The 22120-nt window shown below is 64.2% G+C and carries 20 protein-coding genes and 1 pseudogene; 16 read left to right on the forward strand and 5 right to left on the reverse strand.

From position 1 onward, the window contains the following. Positions 1–51: 51 nt before the first annotated feature. Positions 52–291 (reverse strand): annotated as a pseudogene (locus I9018_RS04995) (YebG family protein); the annotation flags it as partial. A 281-nt stretch (positions 292–572) separates the two neighbouring features. On the opposite strand from I9018_RS04995, the gene I9018_RS05000 reads away from it, so the two are divergent. Further along, a complete protein-coding gene (locus tag I9018_RS05000) occupies positions 573–1073 on the forward strand; it encodes a phosphate-starvation-inducible PsiE family protein (RefSeq protein ID WP_068584076.1) in 501 nt (166 codons plus the stop codon). On the opposite strand, the gene I9018_RS05005 is transcribed toward I9018_RS05000, so the two are convergent. The 3 genes from I9018_RS05005 to I9018_RS05015 form a co-directional block, all read right to left on the reverse strand. Next, a complete protein-coding gene (locus I9018_RS05005; protein ID WP_241110110.1) occupies positions 1070–1387 on the reverse strand; it encodes a DUF3509 domain-containing protein in 318 nt (105 codons plus the stop codon). The genes I9018_RS05000 and I9018_RS05005 overlap by 4 nt on opposite strands. 219 nt (positions 1388–1606) lie before the next feature. Then, a complete protein-coding gene (locus I9018_RS05010; protein ID WP_241108868.1) occupies positions 1607–2908 on the reverse strand; it encodes a serine/threonine transporter in 1302 nt (433 codons plus the stop codon). Between the two features lie 63 nt (positions 2909–2971). Continuing rightward, the gene (locus I9018_RS05015; protein WP_124345778.1) at positions 2972–4348 is read right to left on the reverse strand and encodes an L-serine ammonia-lyase; all 1377 of its coding nucleotides are present in this window, start codon (positions 4346–4348) and stop codon (positions 2972–2974) included. A gap of 135 nt (positions 4349–4483) precedes the next feature. Here I9018_RS05015 and I9018_RS05020 point away from each other — a divergent pair, with 135 nt between their 5' ends. The 14 genes from I9018_RS05020 (at position 4484) to I9018_RS05085 (ending at position 20155) form a co-directional block, all read left to right on the forward strand. Continuing rightward, positions 4484–5431 carry a LysR substrate-binding domain-containing protein gene (locus tag I9018_RS05020; protein ID WP_068584064.1) on the forward strand — a complete coding sequence of 316 codons (948 nt, stop codon included), beginning with the start codon at positions 4484–4486 and terminating at the stop codon, positions 5429–5431. Between the two features lie 212 nt (positions 5432–5643). Further along, the gene (locus I9018_RS05025) at positions 5644–6051 is read left to right on the forward strand and encodes an HPF/RaiA family ribosome-associated protein (RefSeq protein WP_031320917.1); all 408 of its coding nucleotides are present in this window, start codon (positions 5644–5646) and stop codon (positions 6049–6051) included. A gap of 358 nt (positions 6052–6409) precedes the next feature. Continuing rightward, positions 6410–6715, forward strand: a complete 306-nt coding sequence (locus tag I9018_RS05030; RefSeq protein WP_241108869.1) for a DUF3649 domain-containing protein — start codon at positions 6410–6412, stop codon at positions 6713–6715. Then, on the forward strand, positions 6712–8289 hold the full coding sequence (locus I9018_RS05035; RefSeq protein WP_241108870.1) for a PepSY-associated TM helix domain-containing protein: 1578 nt from the start codon (positions 6712–6714) through the stop codon (positions 8287–8289). The genes I9018_RS05030 and I9018_RS05035 overlap by 4 nt, the downstream gene beginning before the upstream one ends. Beyond that, the gene (locus I9018_RS05040; protein ID WP_068584046.1) at positions 8290–8616 is read left to right on the forward strand and encodes a DUF3325 domain-containing protein; all 327 of its coding nucleotides are present in this window, start codon (positions 8290–8292) and stop codon (positions 8614–8616) included. Between the two features lie 14 nt (positions 8617–8630). Continuing rightward, on the forward strand, positions 8631–9206 hold the full coding sequence (locus tag I9018_RS05045) for an RNA polymerase sigma factor (RefSeq protein WP_068584041.1): 576 nt from the start codon (positions 8631–8633) through the stop codon (positions 9204–9206). Further along, on the forward strand, positions 9203–10192 hold the full coding sequence (locus tag I9018_RS05050) for a FecR family protein (protein WP_068584038.1): 990 nt from the start codon (positions 9203–9205) through the stop codon (positions 10190–10192). Before I9018_RS05045 ends, I9018_RS05050 begins: the two co-directional genes overlap by 4 nt. Before the next feature lie 168 nt (positions 10193–10360). Continuing rightward, a complete protein-coding gene (locus I9018_RS05055) occupies positions 10361–10768 on the forward strand; it encodes a biopolymer transporter ExbD (protein WP_068584035.1) in 408 nt (135 codons plus the stop codon). A gap of 4 nt (positions 10769–10772) precedes the next feature. After that, the gene (locus I9018_RS05060; protein ID WP_068584032.1) at positions 10773–11552 is read left to right on the forward strand and encodes a TonB family protein; all 780 of its coding nucleotides are present in this window, start codon (positions 10773–10775) and stop codon (positions 11550–11552) included. Positions 11553–11594: 42 nt separating this feature from the next. Continuing rightward, on the forward strand, positions 11595–13835 hold the full coding sequence (locus I9018_RS05065; protein ID WP_241108871.1) for a TonB-dependent receptor: 2241 nt from the start codon (positions 11595–11597) through the stop codon (positions 13833–13835). Positions 13836–13863: 28 nt separating this feature from the next. Beyond that, complete coding sequence (locus tag I9018_RS05070) at positions 13864–14508, forward strand: MotA/TolQ/ExbB proton channel family protein (protein WP_068584027.1); 645 nt, start codon at positions 13864–13866, stop codon at positions 14506–14508. Between the two features lie 131 nt (positions 14509–14639). Further along, the gene (locus tag I9018_RS05075; protein WP_241108872.1) at positions 14640–16343 is read left to right on the forward strand and encodes a bifunctional metallophosphatase/5'-nucleotidase; all 1704 of its coding nucleotides are present in this window, start codon (positions 14640–14642) and stop codon (positions 16341–16343) included. A 312-nt stretch (positions 16344–16655) separates the two neighbouring features. Continuing rightward, the gene (locus I9018_RS05080) at positions 16656–19091 is read left to right on the forward strand and encodes a TonB-dependent receptor (protein WP_241108873.1); all 2436 of its coding nucleotides are present in this window, start codon (positions 16656–16658) and stop codon (positions 19089–19091) included. Next, on the forward strand, positions 19091–20155 hold the full coding sequence (locus I9018_RS05085; protein WP_068584019.1) for a hypothetical protein: 1065 nt from the start codon (positions 19091–19093) through the stop codon (positions 20153–20155). Before I9018_RS05080 ends, I9018_RS05085 begins: the two co-directional genes overlap by 1 nt. An 8-nt stretch (positions 20156–20163) precedes the next feature. Here the strand turns inward: I9018_RS05085 and I9018_RS05090 are convergent, their stop codons facing one another. Continuing rightward, positions 20164–21039: an AraC family transcriptional regulator gene (locus I9018_RS05090; RefSeq protein WP_241108874.1), complete on the reverse strand. Its 876-nt coding sequence runs from the start codon at positions 21037–21039 to the stop codon at positions 20164–20166. A 154-nt stretch (positions 21040–21193) separates the two neighbouring features. On the opposite strand from I9018_RS05090, the gene I9018_RS05095 reads away from it, so the two are divergent. Beyond that, positions 21194–22093: a DMT family transporter gene (locus tag I9018_RS05095; RefSeq protein WP_241108875.1), complete on the forward strand. Its 900-nt coding sequence runs from the start codon at positions 21194–21196 to the stop codon at positions 22091–22093. Positions 22094–22120 lie beyond the last annotated feature (27 nt).

Below are 22120 nucleotides of genomic sequence, written 5' to 3' on the forward strand. Positions count from 1 at the left end.
GGCAGGTTGCTCTTTTTCGACCGTCTCCACGACTGGCGCCGGCTCGCTGAGCAGCTCGGCCAGTGCGTCTGGCTGGCTCTTGAAGGCCCTGGCGAACACATCGCGGTTCTTGGCCATGTAGATCCCGGCTTCTTCCACTTGCTGCTCAGTCAGCGATGGCACAGCCTTTTGCAACACTTGCGCCAGCACTTCAGCCAGTTCGAGCATCTTGTCATGACGGTCAGCTTCGGCTTTATCCATGAACAAGCGCTCCAGATCTCGGCTGCTGCGGTATACCACTTCGACGGCCATTCACCACCTCACATGCCTTCACGATAATGGGTCGGTACAAATACTGTATCCATATACAGGTCGAGAGAATAGGCGAAACTATTTCCCTTGGATAGTGGCTTTTTAATGTAGACGGAATTTTTCCCCGAGTTGTGCCTCCCGCTCCTTGGGGCCAGGTGCACGTGCCTCGCCTGTGATGACCGCCATCTTACCGAGGTGCCCCTGGCCTTTTTTCTGCATGCAGAACAACCGTCACGTCCCATCCGCATCATCCGGTCGAAACGACCTAAGGAATAACCATCGTGAAAATCAATTGGGCCGAAAACCTGCGCCAGAGCGTTCATCAGCTGGCCGAGTCCCTGGGTAACCTGTTCGTCGAGTCGTTCCACTACCTGGCGCTGTTCGCCATCGGCGCGGTGACCGCCTGGGCGGCGGTGATGGAGTTCCTGCAGATGATCGAGGCGGGCCACATCAAGATCGACGACATCCTGCTGCTGTTCATCTACCTGGAATTGGGGGCGATGGTCGGTATCTACTTCAAGACCAACCACATGCCGGTGCGTTTCTTGATCTACGTGGCGATCACGGCGCTGACCCGCCTGCTGATTTCCAACGTTTCCCATCACAACCCGCCGGACCTGGGGATCATCTACCTGTGTGGCGGCATCCTGCTGCTGGCCTTTGCCATCCTGGTGGTGCGCTACGCCTCGTCGCAGTTTCCCTCGGTGAAGATCGAGCATCCACAGCGCAAGCTCGGTGCGGGCTCCAGCGAGCACCCTGAAGTGGAGAAGGGCGAACTCTAGAGCCGCGATGCCCGGGGAGCCTCCTGCGGTCCCGCCGCGGGCGGCAAGGGCAGTGGGTCGCCGTTGGTCATGGCTTCGAGGATGGCCACGGCGCTGTGCCCCTGCTCGATGGCGATGCCGAAGGCAATGCTCTGTACCAGGCGCTCGACACGCCGTGGATCGTTGCGCTGGGCGGCGCTGATCATGCGCTTGGCCACGACCCGACCCGCCTGGGACAAGGTCAGCATGAGGTTGCCATCCAGGCCCTGGATGCTCAGGTTGACCTGATACTGCGGGGTGAAGGTGTCGGTAATCAGTTGCAATGGATTGTCCATGAGGGTCACCGCCTGCTGGGATCGTGCAGTCATTGACCGGCCTGGGGCGAAATTAGTTCGCGATTGCAGACCGTCGGCCGGTCGTTCGTCGAGGCTTGCCAACGTCCGTATTCCTCATGCGGGATCAAGCAAGGGGCATGCCGCGGCCGGCGCCGGCCAATGAATCCGGGAGCAAAAAAAAGCGGACCGCAAGGTCCGCTTTTTCGTTGCCGCCCCGTTTCAGGGCAGGAAGGAGAAGATGATCGCCGACAGGGCGATCAGCCCGATCAACACCACGAACAGGTTCGACAGCTGGCCCGAGTACTGGCGCAGCGACGGTACGCGCTGGATCGCATACATCGGCATCAGGAACAGCAGGCAGGCGATGACCGGGCCGCCCAGGGTCTCGATCATGCCCAGGATACTCGGGTTGAAGGTTGCCACAGCCCAGCAGCTGAGCACCATGAACAACGCGGTGAGCTTTTCCAGGCGGCTGGAGGACAGGGAGCGGCCGCGACCACGCAGGCTTTTCACGATCAGCCCCTGGAAGCCTTCGCTGGCGCCGATGTAGTGGCCCAGGAACGACTTGGTAATGGCCACCAGCGCGATCAGTGGCGCGGCGTAGGCGATGACCGGGGTCTGGAAGTGGTTGGCCAGGTACGACAGGATCGAGATGTTCTGCGCCTTGGCCGCGGCCAGGTCCGCCGGCGACAGGGCCAGCACGCAACTGAAGCAGAAGAACATCACCGTCAGCACCATCATGGCGTGGGCCATGGCCAGGATGCCGCTGCTCTTGCGCTCGGCCTGCTGGCCATAGTGGCGCTTCTGGTCCACGGCGAAGGCCGAGATGATCGGTGAGTGGTTGAACGAGAACACCATCACCGGGATTGCCAGCCACAGGGTCTTGAGGAACAGCGGCATGGACATGCCGTCGCCGGCGGAGGCGAAGAACGCGCCGTTCCAATTGGGGATCAGGCTCAGGGCCAGCAACAGCAGGGCGGCGACGAAGGGGTAGACCAGCAGGCTCATGGCCCGCACGATCACGCCCTGGCCGCAGCGCACGATGGCCATCAGGCCCAGGATCAGCAACAGCGACAGTACCGCCCGCGGGGGCGGGGCCATCTGCAGCTGGTGCTCCATGAAGCTGCCCAGGGTGTTGGTCAGGGCCACGCTGTACACCAGCAGGATCGGGAAGATGGCGAAGAAATAGAGCAAGGTGATCAGCTTGCCGGCGCCGACCCCGAAGTGTTCCTCCACCACTTCGGTGATGTCCCCGGAGCGTCCGGACAGGACGAAGCGGGTCAGCCCACGGTGGGCGAAGAAGGTCATGGGGAAGGCCAGCAGCGCCAGCACGATCATCGGCCAGAAGCCGCCGACCCCGGCGTTGATCGGCAGGAACAGGGTGCCGGCGCCGATGGCGGTGCCATACAGGCCGAGCATCCAGGTGGTGTCGTGCTTGCTCCAGCCCCGGGAGGCTGGTGCGCTGTCGCGGGGTGTCGCTACGGCAGGATTTTGAGTAGCAGGTGTGGGTACATCGGTCATCGGTATCGCCTCGTTATTATTCTTGCTCGGGCTCACGTGTTACGGACGGTCAGGGAACGCTCCTCAGCATTCCACCCAGCTCACCGCCAGGCCGCCCCGTGAAGTCTCTTTGTATTTGTCGTGCATGTCGGCGCCGGTATCGCGCATGGTGCGGATCACCCGGTCCAGGGAAATGAAATGCTGGCCGTCGCCGCGCAGGGCCATCTGGGTGGCGTTGATCGCCTTCACCGCGGCAATCGCGTTGCGCTCGATGCAGGGCACTTGCACCAGGCCGCCCACCGGATCGCAGGTCAGGCCGAGGTTGTGCTCCAGGCCGATCTCGGCGGCGTTTTCCAGTTGTTCCGGGGTGGCTCCCAGGACTTCCGCCAGGCCGGCTGCGGCCATGGCGCAGGCCGAACCCACTTCACCCTGGCAGCCGACTTCGGCGCCGGAGATCGAGGCGTTCTTCTTGCACAGGATGCCCACCGCAGCGGCGCCGAGGAAAAAGTTCACGACATCGTCGTCGCAGGCTTGTGGGTTGAATTTCATGTAGTAGTGCAGCACTGCCGGGATGATCCCCGCCGCGCCATTGGTGGGCGCGGTAACCATGCGTCCGCCGGCGGCGTTCTCTTCGTTCACCGCCAGGGCATAGAGGTTGACCCACTCCATGGCCGACAGGGTCGAGGTGATGACGTTGGGCTTGCCGATCTCCAGCAGGTTGCGATGCAGCTTGGCGGCGCGGCGTGGCACGTCGAGACCGCCGGGCAGGATGCCTTCGTGGCTCAGGCCCTGTTCCACGCATTCGCGCATCACCGACCAGATATGCAGAAGGCCGCTGCGGATCTCGGCGTCGCTGCGCCAGGCCCGCTCGTTGGCCATCATCAACTCGCCGACCCGCAGGTCGTGGGTCTTGCACAGGGCCAACAGTTCGGCGGCGCTGTTGAAGTCGTAGGGCAGTTGCACGCTGGCGCCGGCGTCAGTCCCGGCCTCGACTTGCGCGGCCTCGACGATGAAGCCACCGCCCACCGAGTAGTAGGTCTGCTCCAGCAGGGTGCCGTGTTCGCCCAGGGCGACCAGGGTCATGGCGTTGGGGTGGTAGGGCAGGCTTTCGTCCAGCAGGAGCAAGTCCTGCTGCCAATCGAAGGCGATGCTCGAGCGACCGCCCAGCAGCAGTTGGCCGCTTTCGCGCAGTTGCTGGATCCGTGGACCGATGCTGCGCGGGTCGATGCTGTCCGGCCATTCGCCCATCAGGCCCATGACGCTGGCGCGGTCGGTGGCGTGGCCGACACCGGTGGCGGAGAGGGAGCCGTAGAGGCGGATCTGCACGCGCCGCACCTGCCCTTGCAGGCCCTGCTCGAACAGCGCCTGGGCAAAGGTCGCGGCGGCGCGCATCGGGCCGACGGTATGGGAACTGGACGGACCGATGCCAACTTTGAACAGATCGAAAACACTGATAGCCATGCTAAAGCCTTACAAGCAATGGAAGGTAGATCGCTGCCATTTTTTGTAGGCCAAGCGCAATGTCGGCGATACTGCCTCGGTCATTCAGCAGTGACCAACGAAACTTCCTAAGAGATCCTTTAGCAGGGCTAAACGATGAGTCGTCAGTTTCATGCCCAGACCTACGTCTGGCTGCATGTGTTTTCCTGTGCCGCGCGGCACTTGTCCTTCACCCGCTGCGCCGAGGAGTTGCACATCACTCCCGGGGCGGTAAGCCAGCAGATCCGCCAGCTCGAAGAGCGCCTGGGGTTTCGCCTGTTCCACCGCCGGGCCCGGGGGGTGGAGCTGAGCGCCGAGGGCCAGCGCCTGGCCCTTACGGTGAGCGAGGCCTACGGCAGCATCGATGCCGAATTGCGCCGCCTGGATGCGGGCATGATCGGCGGTACCTTGCGCCTGCGCTCGATCCCGTCGTTCCTTGGCAAGTGGCTGACCCCGCGTTTGCCGCGCTTGCAGCAGCGCTATCCGGAGATCCAGCTGCGGCTGGTGGCGGAAGACAGCAGCGTGGCCCTGCACGAGGGCGACTTCGACCTGGCCATCGACCTGAACGACGGCAGCTATCCGGGCCTGCAATCCACCGCCCTGCTGGACGAGCAGATCTTCCCGGTGTGCGCGCCGAGCCTGCTGCGCGGGCGACCACCGCTGCATGGTCCGGCGGACCTGGCGCACTTTCCGCTGCTGCACGACATCACCGCCTGGCGTGGCAGCTACGAATATGCCGAATGGGAGTTCTACCTCAATGCCATCGGCTTCGAGGGGGCGGATGTGCGTCGTGGCCATACCTTCAACCGTAACCACCTGACCATCGAGGCGGCGATCGCCGGGATGGGGGTGGCGATCGCCCGGCGCACCCTGCTCAACGACGAGCTGGAGCGCGGCACCCTGATCGTGCCATTCGGTGTCGCGGTGCCCAATCACAAGCGCTATGTGCTGCTCTATGCGCCCGGTGCGCTGAGCCATCCCGGGGTGCGGGCGGTGCATGACTGGTTGGTGGAGGAGGCGGAGATATTTCGCGGTCTGCACCCCCTGGGAGAGGGGCAGGAATGAGCTGTTTCGCGTCGTGTCGCAAGCGCGGCTGACTCCCCACACTAACAGCGCCCTGGCGGTTTGTCCGGCTTTATTTGCGTATGAATATTTATATTTTTCCAGGGGTTGAAATGTTCTTCGCCGTGCCTAATTGTGTAATCAAGAGGTCACGAAATGCTGGTCAAAGCCAGGTTCCAGGCCTCTTGCGAGCAAGCTGAAATAAGGGAAGAACTATGCAAATCCAAGTCCATAGCGATAACCATATTCAAAGCAGCCTTCGGATGGAGGAGTGGGTGCGCAGCACCGTTGAAAGCACGCTCGAACGTTACGAGGAAGACCTGACCCGAGTGGTGGTCCATCTGCGTGACGAGAACGGCGGCAAGTCGGGTCCCGATGACCTGCGTTGCCAGCTGGAGGCCCGGCCCAAGGGGCACCAGCCGATTTCCGTGACCCACAAGGCCGATACCCTGGAGCAGGCCATCGACGGCGCCACCGTCAAGCTGGAGAGTGCCCTGGAGCACATGTTCGGCAAGTTGCGCGCCAAGCGCCCGGCAGCAGTGTCCGACAATGACGGCAGTGAGGCGGATGCCCTGCTCGAAGAAGAATTCCTGGAAAACCAGCAAGCTGCGCTCAATAGCTGACAGCTGGATTTTCCCTCGACCCGACGGGCCTGCATTGCAGGCCCGTTTTCGTTTGGGCGGCCCAGAACGCGACCGAAGTCTACACGTACAGGATCCGTGGTTGCGGCCCGAAGTCATCGTGCGGGTGGCGTTTGACCGTGGTGATGGAAATGCCTGGTTCGCAGCCGATCTTGGCCTGGCAAAGGCCGTCCCGCAGGTACAGCAGGAACGCAGGCGACCGCCGGCAATTGGCGCGAATGGGCGGGCGGGGCGGTGACGCTTCGAGTCTTTTGCGTATGAGAATATTTATCATTAATATTGTCCTCCTCCTGTGCCCGGGCATGCGCGCCCGGGCTTTCTTTTGCTGCAAGGTCCGAACATGAAGAGCAAGGCCGGCGGGATTCCCGCTTCCTATCGTCTGGCAGTGGCATCAAGGGTCGGCGCCGCGGTCCTGGGCGGCTACTTGCTGGCGGCGCTGGCCTGCGCCTGCCTGTCCCTGCTGCTGCCGTTGTCCAAGGTCGACGCGGTGCTCAGTGGGATGATGAGTTCGTTCCTGTTCTACCTGTTGGCGGTGATCTGGTGCTTCGCCTGTCGTACGGCCTGGCACGCCTGGTTCGGCTTGCTCCTGCCTTGCCTGCTACTGGCGTTGGTGGCCGGTAGCGCCTATTGGGTGGCCCTGCCATGAAAGAGGGTTTGCGCCAGTCCATGGCCTGGTTGCACACCTGGACCGGGCTGTTGTTCGGTTGGCTGCTGTTCGCCATCTTCCTCACCGGGACCCTGTCCTATTTCAAGCACGAGATCAGCCACTGGATGCAGCCCGAGATCCCGGCGCGGGCGGTGAATGTCGAGGCCAGCCTGGGTCTGGCCCAGCGCTACCTGGAGCAGCATGGCCAGGGCGCGCAGCGCTGGTTCATCGGCCTACCCGATGCCCGTGAGCCGGCCCTGTCGGTGGCCTGGCAGGCACCGGGTAAACCGGGCGAGCGCGGCGCCTTCAGCGAGAAGCTGCTGGACCCGACCACGGGCAGCGAGCTGCATGCGCGAGAGACCCGGGGCGGCGAGTTCTTCTATCGCTTCCATTTCCAATTGCAGATGCCCTACCCATGGGGGCGCTGGCTGTCGACCATGGCGGCCATGGTGATGTTCGTTGCCCTGGTCAGCGGCATCATCATCCACAAGAAGATCTTCAAGGACTTCTTCACCTTCCGCCCGCGCAAGGGCCAGCGCACCTGGCTCGATGGGCACAACGCACTGGGCGTGCTGGTGCTGCCGTTCCACCTGATGATCACCTACAGCAGCCTGGTGATCTTCATGTCCATGGTCATGCCGGCGGGTGTCCTGATCGCCTACAAGGGTGACAACAATGCCTTCTTCCAGGACCTGCAACCGGCCGCGCGCAACACCCCGGCTGCAGGTGAACGGGCGCCGCTGGCGCCCTTGCAACCGATGCTCAGGCAAGCCTTGCAGCACTGGTCGGGAGGGCGTGCGCAGCGGGTGGTGGTGAACCATCCGGGAGACGCGAACGCCTCGGTGCAGGTCATGCGCCATGGGGCCGACCAGGTGGCCCGCAACTTCGGCAGCGCGCTGGCGTTCAACGGCGTCACCGGCCAGCCATTGTCGGAAAGTCCCGGGCAGTCGCTGCCCAAGGCCATTGGCGGCAGCTTCTATGGGTTGCACATGGGGGTGTTCGCCGGACCGGTGTTGCGCTGGCTGTACTTCATCTGCGGCCTGGCCAGCACCGCGATGATCGGCACCGGGCTGGTGATCTGGCTCGGCAAGCGCCAGCTCAAGCATGCCAAGAGCCCAGCCATGCCCTTCGAACTGCGCCTGGTGGAGGTGCTGAACATCGCCAGCATGCCTGGGCTGGTGCTGGCGGTGGCGGCCTTTTTCTGGGCCAACCGCCTGCTACCGGTGAGTCTTGCCGGTCGCGCCGACTGGGAAGTCAACGCTTTCTTCATTGCCTGGGGCCTGAGCCTGCTGCACGCCCTGGTGCGCCGCGGTCGTCGTGCCTGGATCGAGCAGTTGAGCCTGGCGGCCTTGCTATTGGCCGGCATCCCATTGCTGGATGCCTTGACAGGGCCACACCTGGCCGATGGTTTCCTCAGCCGGGGAGACTGGACCCTGGCCGGCTTCGACCTCGCTTGCCTGGTCAGTGGCCTGTTCCTGGGCTGGGCGGCGCGCAAGATGCAGCGCGCAACCCCGACGCCCGACCCCCACAAGCGGCGTGCTCGTTCGCGGCTGATTGATACCGAGGTGGATTGAATGCTCCTGGTGCTGTTGCTCTGTTATGCCGGCTTCACCGGTTTGTGCCTGTCCCTGGATCGGCACCACGGCGAGTTGCTGGGCAGCAAGCCGACGCCCCGTCGCCGTCATGGGCTGCGCCTGGGCGGCTGGCTGCTGCTGGGGTTGTCCCTGGTCGCTGCCGTGCAGGGCACCGGCTGGAGCCTGGGGCTGGTGCAGTGGTGCGCGGTGTTGATGTGCAGTGCCTTGCTGTTGGTCCTGCTATTGCCGTACCGCCCGCGGCTGGTGCTGTCGATGGCGGGCGCCAGCTTGCTGGCCAGCCCGCTCGCGGCCCTGGCCCAGCTCTGATCGGGAGCTGGCCGATGAATGCCCTGCCTCCGGAACCCGGCAAGCTGGATCACCACGATCCCCTGGGGAGCCGCGCGCATTTTCTCCAGGTATTCCTGTCCCAACGCTCGCAGATGGAAGCCCTGGTCAGCCGTCGGGTCGGTTGCCGGGCGACCGCCGCGGACCTGGTGCAGGACCTGTTCCTGCGTTTCTGGCGTCGCCCCCTGGTGCAGGTCGAGGAGCTGAGCACCTACCTGTTGCGCTGCGCCGCCAACATCGCCATCGACCATTTGCGCAGCGAGGGCGCGCGGGTGCGCGTCAGCGCCGGTTGGGTCCCGGAGCAGCAGGACCAGCATGGCCTGGAGCCCCAGGCCGTGCTGGAGGCCGGCAACGATTTGCGTCATGTGGAGGCTGCCCTGCGCAACCTGCCCCAGCGCACCCGACAGATCTTCCTGCTCAATCGTATCCACGGACGCAAGTACGCCGAGATCGCCAAGGCCATGGACCTGTCCCAAAGCGCCGTGGAAAAACATATGATGCGCGCCCTCGAAGCCTGCAAGGCCAGCCTGCGGGAACCCTCGACCACGCGTACGCCAAGGAATGCCCCGTGAACCAGCGCTCCACCGTCACCCCGACGCCCGCCCAGGAACAGGCCGCCCTGGCCTGGTTGAGCCTGCTCCACGACCAGCCCAGCAGTGGCGACCAGGCCACCTTCAGCCAGTGGTTGCAAGCCGACCCGGCCCATGTCGAGGCCTATGCCCAGGCCCAGGTGCTGTGGGAGTTGAGCGAACAGCCGGCACGTACCTTGGCCGCCGAAGACGCCCAGGCCCTGCAAGGCTTGCTGCAGCGCATGGATGGGGCCAAGGGGCATGCCCGCCGACGCTGGTCGGTGGGGCTGGCGATGGCTGCCAGTGTGCTGTTGGCAGTGGCCCTGGGAGCTGGCTGGCAACCGCGTCACTGGGTCGACGACCTGGGGGCCGACTACGTTTCGTCCCAGGGGCAGGTGCGCACGGTGGTCCTTGCCGATCACAGTGAAGTCACGTTGGACGCCGACAGCGCCATCGCCGTGGATTTCAGCCACGGCCAGCGGCATGTCCAACTGCGGCGCGGCGTCGCTTTCTTCAAGGTCAGCCATACCGGCGAGTCTTTCGTGGTGAGTGCCGAGCAGGGCGAGGCCCGGGTCCTGGGCACCGAGTTCGAAGTTCGCCTGCAACCCAGGGGTGCCCAGGTCACGGTCCTGTCCGGGCGGGTCGGGGTCACGCCGGCCGAGGGTGCGCCCCTGCAGGTGCTCGGCGCCGGCCAGCAGGTGGCCTACGGCCAGGGCCAAGCCGATCCGTTGCACGCCGCCGACAGCGCGACACAACTGGCCTGGCGCCAGGGCTGGTTGAACTACTATCACGCGCCCCTGGCCGAGGTGGTCGCGGACCTGCGCCGGTATTTTCCCGGACGCATCCTGCTGCTCAACGATGAGCTGGGCTCGCGGCGGATCAGTGGCAGTTTCTCCAGCAAGGACCCACAGGCAGTCCTGGACTCCCTGCAGGCGGTATTGGGTTTCAAACAGCACAAGATGCTCGGCCGGTTCATCGTCCTGCGCTGAGAAGCCTGTCCCAGAGCTCCCGAACATTCATCGATATCACTTCGTTCTGTCACCAAACCGTTACACGAGGCGCGGATGATCTGCGCATTCCTGAGTACATGGTCAGGATCGGAGAGGGTTGTGATTCAGCTCTCATAGGGGAGGGATGGCTGAAGCAGGAGCAAGTCGATGCGCAGCTGGGATGTAGCTAAAAAGAAAAAAGCCCATATCGAAATCATCCCGATGATCGATGTGATGATGTTTCTCTTGGTGTTCTTCGTACTCATCAGTCTCAACGTGATCCCGGCCGTGGGGATCAAGACGCAGTTGCCGGTCGCCAGCACCGCGCAACAGTTGAAACCGCAAAACAAGGCGGTCATCACCCTGGGCCTGCAGGAACGCCTGCAACTCGATGGCCAGGACCTGGATGAAGGTGCGCTGCTGGCACAACTCAAGGTGCTCAATACCGGCAGCGAAAAGCTGGTGATCATCATCAATAGCGACCAGGGCGTTGAGGTCAAGCGCCTGGTCTCGGTGATGGACCTGCTCAAGGGCAATGGTTTCTCGTCCGTCTCCATCGCCACACGCAAGTCCTGACGCCATGTTCAGTCTCTATCGAACCCGCAAGCTGCTGGCGTGCCTGCTGCCGGCCGGCCTTCTGTTGCTGGTGATCTACAGCAGCCAGTTGCAGCAGTTGCAGATCACGCCGGTGTATGACGAAAGCACCGTGGAAGTGGCCCTGGTGGATGCCAGCGAGCTGTTGGCCGCGGCCGAGCCGCCACCGCCCGAACCGGAGCCGTTGCCCATCGAGCCCGAGCCGCCGGTGGTGGTCCCGGATGAAGAACCCCTGGTGATCGAGCCGCCCAAGCCCAAGCCGGTGGTCAAGCCCAAGCCCATGGTGCCCAAGCCGCTGGTGGCCAAGCCCGAGCCCGCCAAGCCCGTGGCGCCTAAACCGGCCCCGGCACAGGTGGCCAAGAGCACCCCGACGCCGCAGCCCGCCGTGGCCGAGGCGCCAAAACCACCGGTGGCGACACCGGCCCCCGCACCGGCCCCCGCATCCGCGGCGCCAGCCAGTGCCATCAAGGAAAGCCTGTACACCGCCGCTTTGCGCAAGGAACTGGAAAAGCACAAGCAATACCCCAGCGGCCGCGAGGCCTCGTTGCAGCGTCCCCAGGGCGATGTGGTGATCTGGCTGGAAGTCGATCGGGCCGGCAACGTGCTCGACAGTGGCATCGAAAACAAGGCGCCGAACATGTTGCTCAACCGTGCCGCGCAAACCAGTTTGCGCCGCGTGGAAAAGGTCTCGCCATTCCCGGCGGACGCCTTCTCGGGCAAGAACAAGCAACGGTTCACCGCGACCTTTAGTTACAACGTGGAATAACCCATCACCTATTAACGAAAGTTGTAAGCAAGGGATTGACCCGTGAAGATCAATAAACTTTATGCCCTGCTTCTGGCATCGGGCCTGGGCAGTTTTGCGCCATTGGTTCTGGCCGACGATACCGTGGACGTCGGTGCGGTGAACGTTGCCGGCAAACAGTCCCTGGGCAATGGCCACATGATCAAGGAAGAAAGCGCCAAGGCGCGCTCCACCGTGACCAAGGAAGCCATGGACCAGATGGCGCCCACTGCCAACGCCGTGGACAAGCTCAAGTACACCCCGGGGATCAACGTCTCCAGCAGCGATGCCACGGGCCTGAGCGGCACCAGCTTCACCATGCGCGGGATGAACTCCGACCAGGTGGGCCTTTCTTCCGATGGCTTCCCGATCAACGACTCGGGTGACTACGCCATCTATCCGAACCTGATGGGCGACTCGGAAAACTTCAGCGAAGTGTTCGTCACCCAGGGCTCCTCCGAGGCCGATGGCCCGCATATCGGTTCCAGCGGTGGCAACATCGGCCTGGTGAGCATGCGCCCGACCAAGGATTTTGGTGTGTTCGTCAAGCAGTCGGTGGGCTCGAACAACCTGCGCAAATCCTTCGCCCGGCTGAACACCGGCGACCTGGGAGGCTTCAAGACCTGGGTCTCGGCCTCTCATACCGAAGGCGACAAGTGGAAGGGCAAGGGCACCCTGCGTGCCGACAAGGTGGAGTGGAACACCTTGTTCGAAGACGGCAATGGCAACTCCACCAACGCCATCTTCAAGTACAACAAGCAGGAGAACTACAACTACAACAGCGTCAGCAAGGCCCAGTTCCAAACCCAGGGCCGGCGCGTGGACTACTCGGAAAGCACCGTGTTCAAGAACGGTAGCGTGTCCCAGTCCTACAAGCTCAACCGCAACCCCTTTGAAAGCCTGACCGCCTCGGTGACCCAGCGCTTCCAGCTGCGTGACGACCTGAGCCTGACCTTCAACCCGTACTACGTATGGTCCAACGGCGGCAGCTTCAGCGGCCAGACCGCCACGACCTTGTCCAGTTCTTCCAGCAAGGCCGGCAACTATGACCTGAGCGGATTGCCCAGCGGCAGCTACTACCGGCCCTCCTGGACCGAGACCTGGCGCCCGGGGATGACCACCAAGCTCAAGTGGGACCTCAACGAAGAGCACAGCCTGGACTTCGGCTACTGGTACGAGCGTGCCCGCCAGCGCCAGACCCAGCCCTTCATCGGCATCAAGGGCAATGGCGCGCCCGAGAACGTCTGGGGCGACTACAACGGTTCCGACCAACTGGTGGATCGCAATGGCGCTACGGTCCAGGGCCGGCACCAGTACACCGTGACCCCGGCGCAGAAGCTCTGGGTGCAAGACACCTGGCAGGCGACCCCGGACCTGACCCTGACCGGGGCCCTGGCGTACCAGCATGTGGAGCGTGACGGCAACAACCTCGGCAGCCTGACCGACAAGCCGGAAAAGCGTAATGTCCGCTATCACGAGTTCCTGCCCAGCTTCAACGCCAAGTACCAGATCGACCCGAACAACCAGGCGTTCTACAACGTCACCCGCAACATGCGCACGCCGCCCAACTACGTGCTCTACAACAAGGGCGACTCCATCAGCCTGAAACCCGAGCTGAGCTGGAACCAGGAACTGGGCTGGCGCTACAGCGAAGACAACATGGCCCTGAGCGCGACGCTGTTCTACATCACCTTCAAGGACCGGCAGATCTCCACCACCGACCTCAACGGCGACTACGTGGTGGCCAACGTCGGCGAGGTGAAGAACCGCGGCCTGGAGCTGGAGTGGAGCGGGCTGCTGCCGCACAACTTCAACTACTACGCCTCGTACACCTACACCAAGTCCGAGCAGATGGACGACCTGACCAACAAGAACGTGCTGCTGCCGACCTCCGGCAAGCAACTGGTCAACGTGCCGCAGAACATGTTCAACCTGAGCCTGGGCTACGACGACTCGCGCTACTACGGCAACGTCGTCGGCAAGTACGTCGGCGCCTTCTACGGCGACCTGACCAACGACGAGAAGATCTCCGGGCGCACCGTGTTCGACCTCAACGCCGGTATCCACCTGCCGGTGGACAAGAAGGTGCTGAAGTCCGCGACCCTGCGTTTCTCGATGCTCAACGTGTTCGACAAGGAATACCTGGCCTCGACCCGCACCGTGTCGTTCAACTCGGTGAAGACCAATGGCCTGGCACCGAGCACCGCCTACTACAACGTTGGCGAGGAGCGGACCGCGATGGTCTCCCTGGAAGCTGCGTTCTGATTCGTTTCAGGCACAAGAGGACATGACGATGGACATGAATCTGCTGCACGACATCACCTTCTACACCATGTACGGCGCCGCCGCGATCGCCGCCTTCATCGCAGTGGAGCGGGGTATCTACTTCAGCTTCAGCCTGCGCCAGGCGAAGAAACTGGAGACCGTGCTCAACCCGAAGATGCACAGCGTCGACGACCTGCCGGCGCAGCTGCGCGAGCGCAACAGCCTGCCGCTGGAGATGGTCGCCGAACTGTTCGCCCACAAGCAGGGGCTGGCCAGCCACAAGGACCTGGAAGACCTCAGCGAGTCGATCTACATCGCCACTCGCAGCAAGCTGATGCATGGCCTGTGGCTGCTGGAGACGGTGGTCACTGCGGCGCCGTTGTTGGGCCTGCTGGGGACCATCCTGGGGATCATCGACACCTTCAAGGCCCTGGCCGAGACCGGTGTCTCCGACCCGGGCGAAGTCTCCAAGGGCATCGGCACCGCGCTGTACGCCACGGCCCTGGGTATCGCCATTGCCCTGGGCAGCATGATCTTCCACAACCACTTCCAGGATCGGGTCGAGCGCATTACCGACCACCTGAAGATCCTGCTGCTGCGCGCCGGCATGGGCACTGCCCTGAAGGCGCCGCCAGCTCCACAAGTGGTCCACGGCAGCCTGCAACCTGCCTGATGGCCTGACCGGTAGCCGCGGGTGCGGGCTGCGATCGACGATGAAACCGGTGCTGTTTCCAGTACCCTTCGCCGACTGATCGCTGCCTTCGCCGGCGGCTTTTTCTTGCCGACAATACAAGGACTTTTTCCATGTCGCGTCCTCGTCTCATGCCCCGGTTGCTGGGGGCACTGACTCTCGCCCTGGTCGCCCTGGCCGGTTGCAGTTCGCTCTCCCATGAGCCGCAGCCAGTGGCGGTGAACATCGTCGCCATCAACGACCTGCACGGTTACCTGCAAGCCAACCCCTTCAGCTTCAAGGACCCGAGCGCCCCAGGCGGCGTGCGCAAGCTCCAGGCCGGTGGTGTGGCCACCCTGGGTGGCATGCTCGGCCAGTTGCGCCAGCAAGACCCCCAGTTGCTGTTCATCGGCGCCGGCGACCTGGTCGGTGGCAGCCCGCCCTTGTCGGCCATGTGGGCCGACGAGCCGACCCTGGATGCCCTGCGCCAGATGGGCATGAAGCTCAGCGCCATCGGCAACCATGAACTGGACAACGGCAAGGCCGAGTTCCTGCGCCAGCTCAACGGTGGCTGCCAGTCGTCGCGGCCGGACAAGGCCTGCCAGTTCCGCCCGGACTATCCAGGCGCTGGCTTTCCCTACCTGGCGGCCAACCTGATGGACAGCGACACCGGCAAGCCGCTGCTGCCGGCCTACCGCATCGAACAAGTGCATGGGGTCAAAGTGGCTTTCGTCGGCGCGGTATTGCGTGACGTGGCCTCGGTGGTCAGCACCAAGGGCATGCGTGGCCTGCAGGTGGCGGATGAGGCCGACTCCATCAACAAGCTCATTCCCGAGCTCAAGGCCCAGGGGGCCAATGCCATCGTCGCCGTGGTGCACCAGGGCGGCTCGACCCCTGAACCGTTCGACAAGCCGGATTGTTCGCAACTTGGCGGCGACATCGTCGATGTGGCCAAGCGCCTCGATCCGGCGGTGGACGTCCTGATCAGCGCCCACTCGCACCAGGGCTACCTGTGCAAGGTCGGACCGTTGCTGGTGACCCAGGGCAACGCCTACGGCCACCTGCTGACTCACCTGACCCTGCAGGTGACTCCAGGCCAGCATCGCGTGACAGGCATCCAGGCGCTCAACCTTGTGGCCGATCCGGCGCGTTATCCACAGGACCCGGCTCTGGCCCGCCTGCAGCAGGACGTCGAGGCGCGGAGTAACCAGGTCTTGCTCAAGCCCGTGGGGGCGATTGCGGCTTCGCCGATTTCTCGTCGCACCGATGCCGCAGGAGAGATGCCCCTGGGCGATCTGATCGCCGACGCCCATCTGGCCGGCGGCCAGGCCAACGGCGCGCGGATCGCCTTCATGAACAATGGTGGCATCCGCAGCGACCTGGCCCTGGAGCCGGGGCAAAGCAAGATCAACTATGGACAGTTGGCGACCTTGCAGCCGTTCAACAACAACCTGATCGCCTTCGACCTTACCGGCCGGCAGATCGAGCAACTGCTCAACCAGCAGTGGAAGGGCACCGAGGACGCGAACATCCTGCAAGTGTCCCGGGGCTTCAGCTATCGCTGGGATGCCAAGCGCCCGGTGGACAGTCGCGTGGTGCCTGGCAGCATCCGCCTCGACGGCCAGCCGCTGCGCGCCGATGCCAGTTACCGGCTGGTGATGAACGGCTTTTTGGCCGATGGCGGTGACCGTTTCAGCCTGTTCAAGAGCGGCATCAACCGCAGCGACCTGGGAATCAGCGACCTGGACGCCATGTTGCGCTACGTCGGTGACATGGATCGCCAGGGCAAGCCGGTAGGGTCCGCCACCAGCGCCGGACGTATCCAGCGCAGCAACTGAGGCATCCGGGCGGCCACCGATTGGTGTTGGCCGCTCGGGCGTTGAAGGTCCTGCGGACCTTGTCGCAGCTTCGCGGGCTCAGCAGCGGCTACAGGTGCGTGCGTTCGCTCGCTTCGTGTAGCCGCTGCCGCAGGCTGCGCCCGGGCGCGCAGCGGCCGTAGATCCGGTTTGCCAGGTCCGCTCGTCGACTCACGCCAACGCGTCGGAAAATATTTTCAAAAAATTGCTGAGGTCTTTGTCCTCGACATCCGTGTACTGCTTGAAAGTGCGACTAATTCGCATTCATAGCGCTCCTACACACGAGTCTCAAGCATGAAGTCCAGGGCAAGTTCGGCGGTAAACGCTTCGGTAAAACGGTGGTTCGGCGCATCCGCGCTGATGGTGTCGGGGTTGGCGCTGTTGCCCCTGGGCGTGGCCCTGGCAGCCGAATCCGGCAGTGCCCAGCACAACACGCTGTTCAATTTCGCCATCGCGGCCAAGCCACTGCCCCAGGCCCTGAGTGATTTCACCCGGGTCACCGGTATCAGCGTGGTCTACACCACCGATACGCCCTATGGCGTCCAGGCGCCGGCGCTGCAAGGCCAGTTCGGGGCCGAACAGGCCTTGCAGCGCCTGCTGGGCGGTTCCGGGTTTACTTACCGGCGCAGCGATGCCCACACCCTGGTCCTCGAACCGCTGCCCCAAGGCGCCGGCTTGAACCTGGGTGCTACCAGCGTCACCGCCCAGGGCCCGGACGACAGCACCAGCTACCAGCCGCCGGCCACCACCTCGGTGGCGCGCAGCCAGGCGCTGACCCAGGAGATCCCGCAGATCATCAACGTGGTCCCGGCCCAGGTCCTGAAGGACCAGACCCCGCGCAACCTGGACGACGCGCTGAAGAACGTCAGCGGCATCACCCAGACCAACACCCTGGGCGGCACCCAGGATGCGGTGCTGCTGCGGGGTTTTGGCGACAACCGCAACGGCTCGATCATGCGCGACAGCATGCCGGTGGTGCAGGGCCGCGCCCTGAACGCCACGGCCGAGCGGGTCGAAGTGCTCAAGGGGCCGTCATCGCTGCTCTACGGCATCCAGGACCCGGGCGGGGTGATCAACGTGGTCAGCAAGAAGCCCGAACTGCAGCCATCCACAGCGCTGACCGTGCGTGGCTCGACCTACGGCTCGGGCAAGAACGGCAGCGGCGGCAGCCTCGACACCACCGGGCCGATCGGCGATTCCGGGTTGGCCTATCGCTTGATCGTCGATCATGAGGACGAAGACTACTGGCGCAACTTCGGCACCCATCGCGAATCCCTGGTGGCACCGTCCCTGGCCTGGTATGGCGAGCGCACCAAGGTCCTGCTGGCCTACGAGCATCGCGAGTTCCTGACCCCGTTCGACCGTGGCACGGCCATCGATCCCAAGACCAACCATCCATTGGACATCCCGGCCACCCGGCGCCTGGACGAGCCGTTCAACAACATGGAGGGCCGCTCGGACCTGTACCGCTTAGAGGTCGACCACGAACTTGGCGACGACTGGAAAGCCCACTTCGGCTACAGCTGGAACCGCGAGACCTACGACGCCAGCCAGGTGCGCCTGACCGCGGTGAATGCCAACGGCACCCTGACCCGGACCATGGACGGCACCCAGGGCGCCCTGACCACCGACCGCTATGCCACCGCCAGCCTCGAAGGCAAGGTGCAGCTGGCCGGCATGCAGCACGACCTGGTGTTCGGCCTCGACGACGAGTACCGCAAGATCTATCGCGCCGACCTGATCCGCGGCAAGAACACCAGTTTCAACTACCGCAACCCGGTGTATGGCCAGCAGGTGGCGGGCACTAACGTCAGCGCCCCGGACAGCGACCAGACCGACCTGCTGCGCAGCGATTCGCTGTTCTTCCAGGACGCCATCCACCTCACCGACCAGTGGATCCTGGTGGGTGGCGGACGCTTCCAGGAGTACGACCAGTACGCCGGCAAGGGCCGGCCGTTCCATGCCAACACCAACAGCAACGGGCAGAAGTTCGTGCCCCGTGCCGGCCTGGTGTATCGCTACACCGACCAGCTGTCGTTCTATGGCAGCTACACCGAATCGTTCAAGCCCAACTCCAGCATCGCCCAGCTGGCCGGTGGCACCGCGGTGCTGGATGGCTCCATCGAGCCTGAAGAAGCCAAGTCCTGGGAGCTGGGGGCCAAGCTTGATATTCCCGGGCGCATCACCGCCAGCGCGGCGCTGTTCGACATCACCAAGCGCAACGTGCTGGTATCCACCGCCACGGCCACCGAGACGGTCACCAGCGTGGCCGGCGAGGTGCACTCCAAGGGCCTGGAGCTGGACCTGACCGGCCAGCTCACTGACCAGTGGAGCCTGATCGGCAGCTATGCCTACACCGATGCCGAAGTGACCAAGGACACCCAGTACAAGGGCAAGCAGTTGCAGAACGTGGCCAAGAACAGCGGCTCGCTGTCGGCGGTCTACGACTTCGGCAGCCTGCTGGGCGGCGATCGCCTGCGGGGCGGTGCCGGTGCCCGTTATGTCGGCGAGCGCGCCGGCGATGCGCCCAACAGCTTCGACCTGCCGGGCTACACCGTGGCCGACGCCTTCGCCACCTACGACACCAAGCTCGAAGGGCAGAAGGTCAAGTTCCAGCTCAACGTGAAGAACCTGTTCGACAAGACTTACTACACCTCCTCGGTGAGCAAGTACTTCGTCTCCCTGGGCGATTCACGCCAAGTGTCGCTGTCCAGCACCCTGGAGTTCTGATGAAGATCCGTCACCTGTGGTTCCTGGCCCTGGGCTTCTGCCACCTGGCCCTGGCGGCGCAGCCCGAGGGCGCGGCGGACGATGCCCGCTGGTATCACCGTGAACACCAGGCGCTGTTGCCGGGCGCCGGTTCGAGCTGGGGCTTCATCGCCCTGGACCCGGTCCGGCCGTACCTGTTCCTGGCCCGGCGCGACAACGGCCTGAGTGTGTTCGATGTGGACAAGCAGCGCCCGCTGCGGACCCTGGAGCAGTCGGCGGGGGCCAATGGCGTGGTGTTCGTGCCCGAACTGGACCGGGTGCTGGTGCTCAATACCGACGGCAGCCTGGGCGTGGTGCAGTTATCCACACTCAAGCCGCTCAAGCGTATCGCCGTGACCCAGAGCAACCTCAACAGCGCGGTGTACGAGCCGAAAACCGGCCAGGTGATCATCGTCAGCGGGCGCCGGGCCGATCGCTCGACGCTGTTCGTCTTCGATCCGCAGCAGGAGCGGATCGTCGCCGCCCATGACCTGGCGGTGAAGAAGATCGACCCGCTGCTGCTCAAGGGCGATGGCAGCTTCTTCTTGCCGATGCGCGACGAAGGTGTGCTGGCGCGGTTGTCGTCCAGCAGCTTTGAGGTCCTGGATCGCTGGCAGTATCCCGATTGCCAGCGGCCCAGTGCCCTGGCCCAGGATGAGCAGCGTGCGCGGTTGTTCCTCGCCTGCCGCGGCGAACAACCGCGGTTGCTGGTGCTCGATCGCGACAACGGCGCGCTCAAGGCCAGCCTGCCGATCACCCGGGACGTCAACGCCCTGGCCTACGACCCGCAGTCCCGGCGCGTGCTGGTGGCCAGCGGGGTGGATGCCAACCTCAGCCTGATCACCCAGCTCGATGCCGACCACTATCAGGCGCTGGGCAGCGTCAGCACCCAACCCATGGCCTATAACATGGCGTTCGACCCGCGTAGCCGGAAGGTCTACCTGGCAGCGATGGACTTCACTCAACCGGCGCCGACCCCGGATGAGCCGAAGCCGGACCCGTTGTTCCATGCCAATACCTTCAGTGTCCTGACCCTGGCGCCCTGAGGCCGGGGTCAGCCGGCGAAAGCCTGGCGGTATTCGCCCGGGGTGCCGCCCAGGGCCTGGCGGAAGCGGTTGGTGAAGTGGCTGGCGCTGGCGAAGCCGCAGGCCAGGGCGATGTCCCCCAGGGGCCGGGTGCTGCTGCGCAACAGCAGGCGCGCCCGCTCCAGGCGCCGGGCCAGCACATATTGGTGCGGCGGCAGGCCGAAGCTTTCGCGGAACATCCGCGCGAAGTGGTATTCGGAGAGGGCGCACAGGCCGGCCAGTTGCCCCAGGCTCAGGGGCGTGTCGAGCTGGCTGTCGATGTAGTCCGCCAGCAGGCGCCTTTGGTGGGCGGCCAGGCCGCCCTTGAGGCGCAAGCCCTGGCGCAGGCCAGCCTGGTTGAGCAAGGCGTGGCCGAGCATCTCGTGGGCCAGGCTGCTGGTCAGCAGGCGTTCGCCGGGCTCGTCCCAGTTCAATTGGATCAGTTGCTGGAAGTGCCGGGTCTGCTGCGGGTCGTCGAGGAACACGCTCTCGCGCAGTTGCATCTCCCGGGGTTCACGGTCCAGCAGGGTGACGCAGCCCAGGGCGAACTGTTGTGGGCTGAAGTACACGTGGGCCAGGCGAATGTCGCCATTGATCACCCAGGCCGACTGGTGCTCGGCGGGCAGGATGCACAGCTTGCCCGGGCCGCCCATGGTCCCGGGCCGGTCGCGGCGGAAGGTACCGGTGCCGCCGGCGATGTAGCAGGACAGGGTATGGTGGCTCGGCGCGGCATATTCCTGGGCGTCGTGATGGTTGCTCCACATGGCCGCCCACAAGCCGTCCCCCAGTTCGGCGCTGTGCTCCAGGCGCGCGTTGGGCGAGCGGTTCAGGGCTTGGAAGACTTGCAGGCTATCCAGTGCGGACATGATGGTCGAATCGCGAGGTTCGTGTGCCGATGTTGCGCATCCTACTCCGTCGCGTCCGAGCTGCCAGCCGGTTGCCGATAAAAACCGCAAGTTTGTGCAAGCGCAGGCTGCTTGTCGGGCGCGAGACTGTGTTCCTTATACGAGGAGCCGTGCCATGAACCTGTCGTTGTACTTGTTGACCGTGCTGATCTGGGGCACCACCTGGATCGCCCTGAAGCTGCAGTTGGGCGTGGTGGCGATTCCGGTGTCCATCGTCTATCGCTTCGCCCTGGCGGCGCTGGTGCTGTTCGTCCTGCTCCTGGTCAGCGGCAAGCTGCAGGAGATGAACCGCCGCGCCCACCTGATCTGCCTGGCCCAGGGCCTGTGCCTGTTCTGCCTCAACTTCATGTGCTTCCTGCATGCCAGCCAGTGGGTGCCCACTGGCCTGGTGGCCGTGGTGTTCTCCACCGCGACCTTGTGGAACGCCCTCAATGCACGCTTGTTCTTCGGCCAGAAGATCGCCCGCAACGTGCTGCTCGGTGGCGGCCTGGGCCTGCTGGGGCTGGGGCTGCTGTTCTGGCCGGAGCTGGTGGGTCATAGCGCCAGCCCGCAAACCCTGCTCGGCCTGGGGCTGGGCCTGTTGGGCACCCTGTGTTTCTCGGCCGGCAACATGCTCTCCAGCCTGCAGCAGAAGGCCGGGCTCAAGCCCATGACCACCAACGCCTGGGGCATGGCCTACGGGGCGACGATGCTGGCGCTGTACTGCCTGGCCCAGGGCATTGCCTTCGATGTGGAATGGAGCACGCGCTACATCGGCTCGCTGCTGTACCTGGTGATTCCCGGCTCGGTGATCGGCTTCACCGCCTACCTGACCCTGGTGGGGCGCATGGGACCGGAGCGGGCGGCCTATTGCACCGTGCTGTTCCCGGTGGTGGCGCTGAACGTCTCGGCGGTGGTGGAAGGCTACCAGTGGACCGCCCCGGCCCTGGCCGGCCTGGTGCTGGTGATGTTGGGCAACGTGCTGGTGTTTCGCAAACCCAGGGCCTTGGCGGCAATTCCCGGAAAGCTGGCCTGATTCTCCACGCCGGCCTGTCGCTGCCGG

It is taken from the genome of Pseudomonas sp. MPFS, assembly GCF_022537035.1.
In the GTDB taxonomy this organism is placed as follows: Bacteria; Pseudomonadota; Gammaproteobacteria; order Pseudomonadales; family Pseudomonadaceae; genus Aquipseudomonas; species Aquipseudomonas sessilinigenes.

What these genes read in the sequence shown, in the direction of transcription:
- I9018_RS05005 (WP_241110110.1), bottom strand. Translation starts at nt 1,387, where the DNA reads ATGGACAATCCATTGCAACTGATTACCGACACCTTCACCCCGCAGTAT.
- I9018_RS05010 (WP_241108868.1), bottom strand. Translation starts at nt 2,908, where the DNA reads ATGACCGATGTACCCACACCTGCTACTCAAAATCCTGCCGTAGCGACA.
- I9018_RS05015 (WP_124345778.1), bottom strand. Translation starts at nt 4,348, where the DNA reads ATGGCTATCAGTGTTTTCGATCTGTTCAAAGTTGGCATCGGTCCGTCC.
- I9018_RS05020 (WP_068584064.1), top strand. Translation starts at nt 4,484, where the DNA reads ATGAGTCGTCAGTTTCATGCCCAGACCTACGTCTGGCTGCATGTGTTT.
- I9018_RS05025 (WP_031320917.1), top strand. Translation starts at nt 5,644, where the DNA reads ATGCAAATCCAAGTCCATAGCGATAACCATATTCAAAGCAGCCTTCGG.
- I9018_RS05030 (WP_241108869.1), top strand. Translation starts at nt 6,410, where the DNA reads ATGAAGAGCAAGGCCGGCGGGATTCCCGCTTCCTATCGTCTGGCAGTG.
- I9018_RS05035 (WP_241108870.1), top strand. Translation starts at nt 6,712, where the DNA reads ATGAAAGAGGGTTTGCGCCAGTCCATGGCCTGGTTGCACACCTGGACC.
- I9018_RS05040 (WP_068584046.1), top strand. Translation starts at nt 8,290, where the DNA reads ATGCTCCTGGTGCTGTTGCTCTGTTATGCCGGCTTCACCGGTTTGTGC.
- I9018_RS05045 (WP_068584041.1), top strand. Translation starts at nt 8,631, where the DNA reads ATGAATGCCCTGCCTCCGGAACCCGGCAAGCTGGATCACCACGATCCC.
- I9018_RS05055 (WP_068584035.1), top strand. Translation starts at nt 10,361, where the DNA reads ATGCGCAGCTGGGATGTAGCTAAAAAGAAAAAAGCCCATATCGAAATC.
- I9018_RS05060 (WP_068584032.1), top strand. Translation starts at nt 10,773, where the DNA reads ATGTTCAGTCTCTATCGAACCCGCAAGCTGCTGGCGTGCCTGCTGCCG.
- I9018_RS05070 (WP_068584027.1), top strand. Translation starts at nt 13,864, where the DNA reads ATGGACATGAATCTGCTGCACGACATCACCTTCTACACCATGTACGGC.
- I9018_RS05075 (WP_241108872.1), top strand. Translation starts at nt 14,640, where the DNA reads ATGTCGCGTCCTCGTCTCATGCCCCGGTTGCTGGGGGCACTGACTCTC.
- I9018_RS05080 (WP_241108873.1), top strand. Translation starts at nt 16,656, where the DNA reads ATGAAGTCCAGGGCAAGTTCGGCGGTAAACGCTTCGGTAAAACGGTGG.
- I9018_RS05085 (WP_068584019.1), top strand. Translation starts at nt 19,091, where the DNA reads ATGAAGATCCGTCACCTGTGGTTCCTGGCCCTGGGCTTCTGCCACCTG.
- I9018_RS05090 (WP_241108874.1), bottom strand. Translation starts at nt 21,039, where the DNA reads ATGTCCGCACTGGATAGCCTGCAAGTCTTCCAAGCCCTGAACCGCTCG.
- I9018_RS05095 (WP_241108875.1), top strand. Translation starts at nt 21,194, where the DNA reads ATGAACCTGTCGTTGTACTTGTTGACCGTGCTGATCTGGGGCACCACC.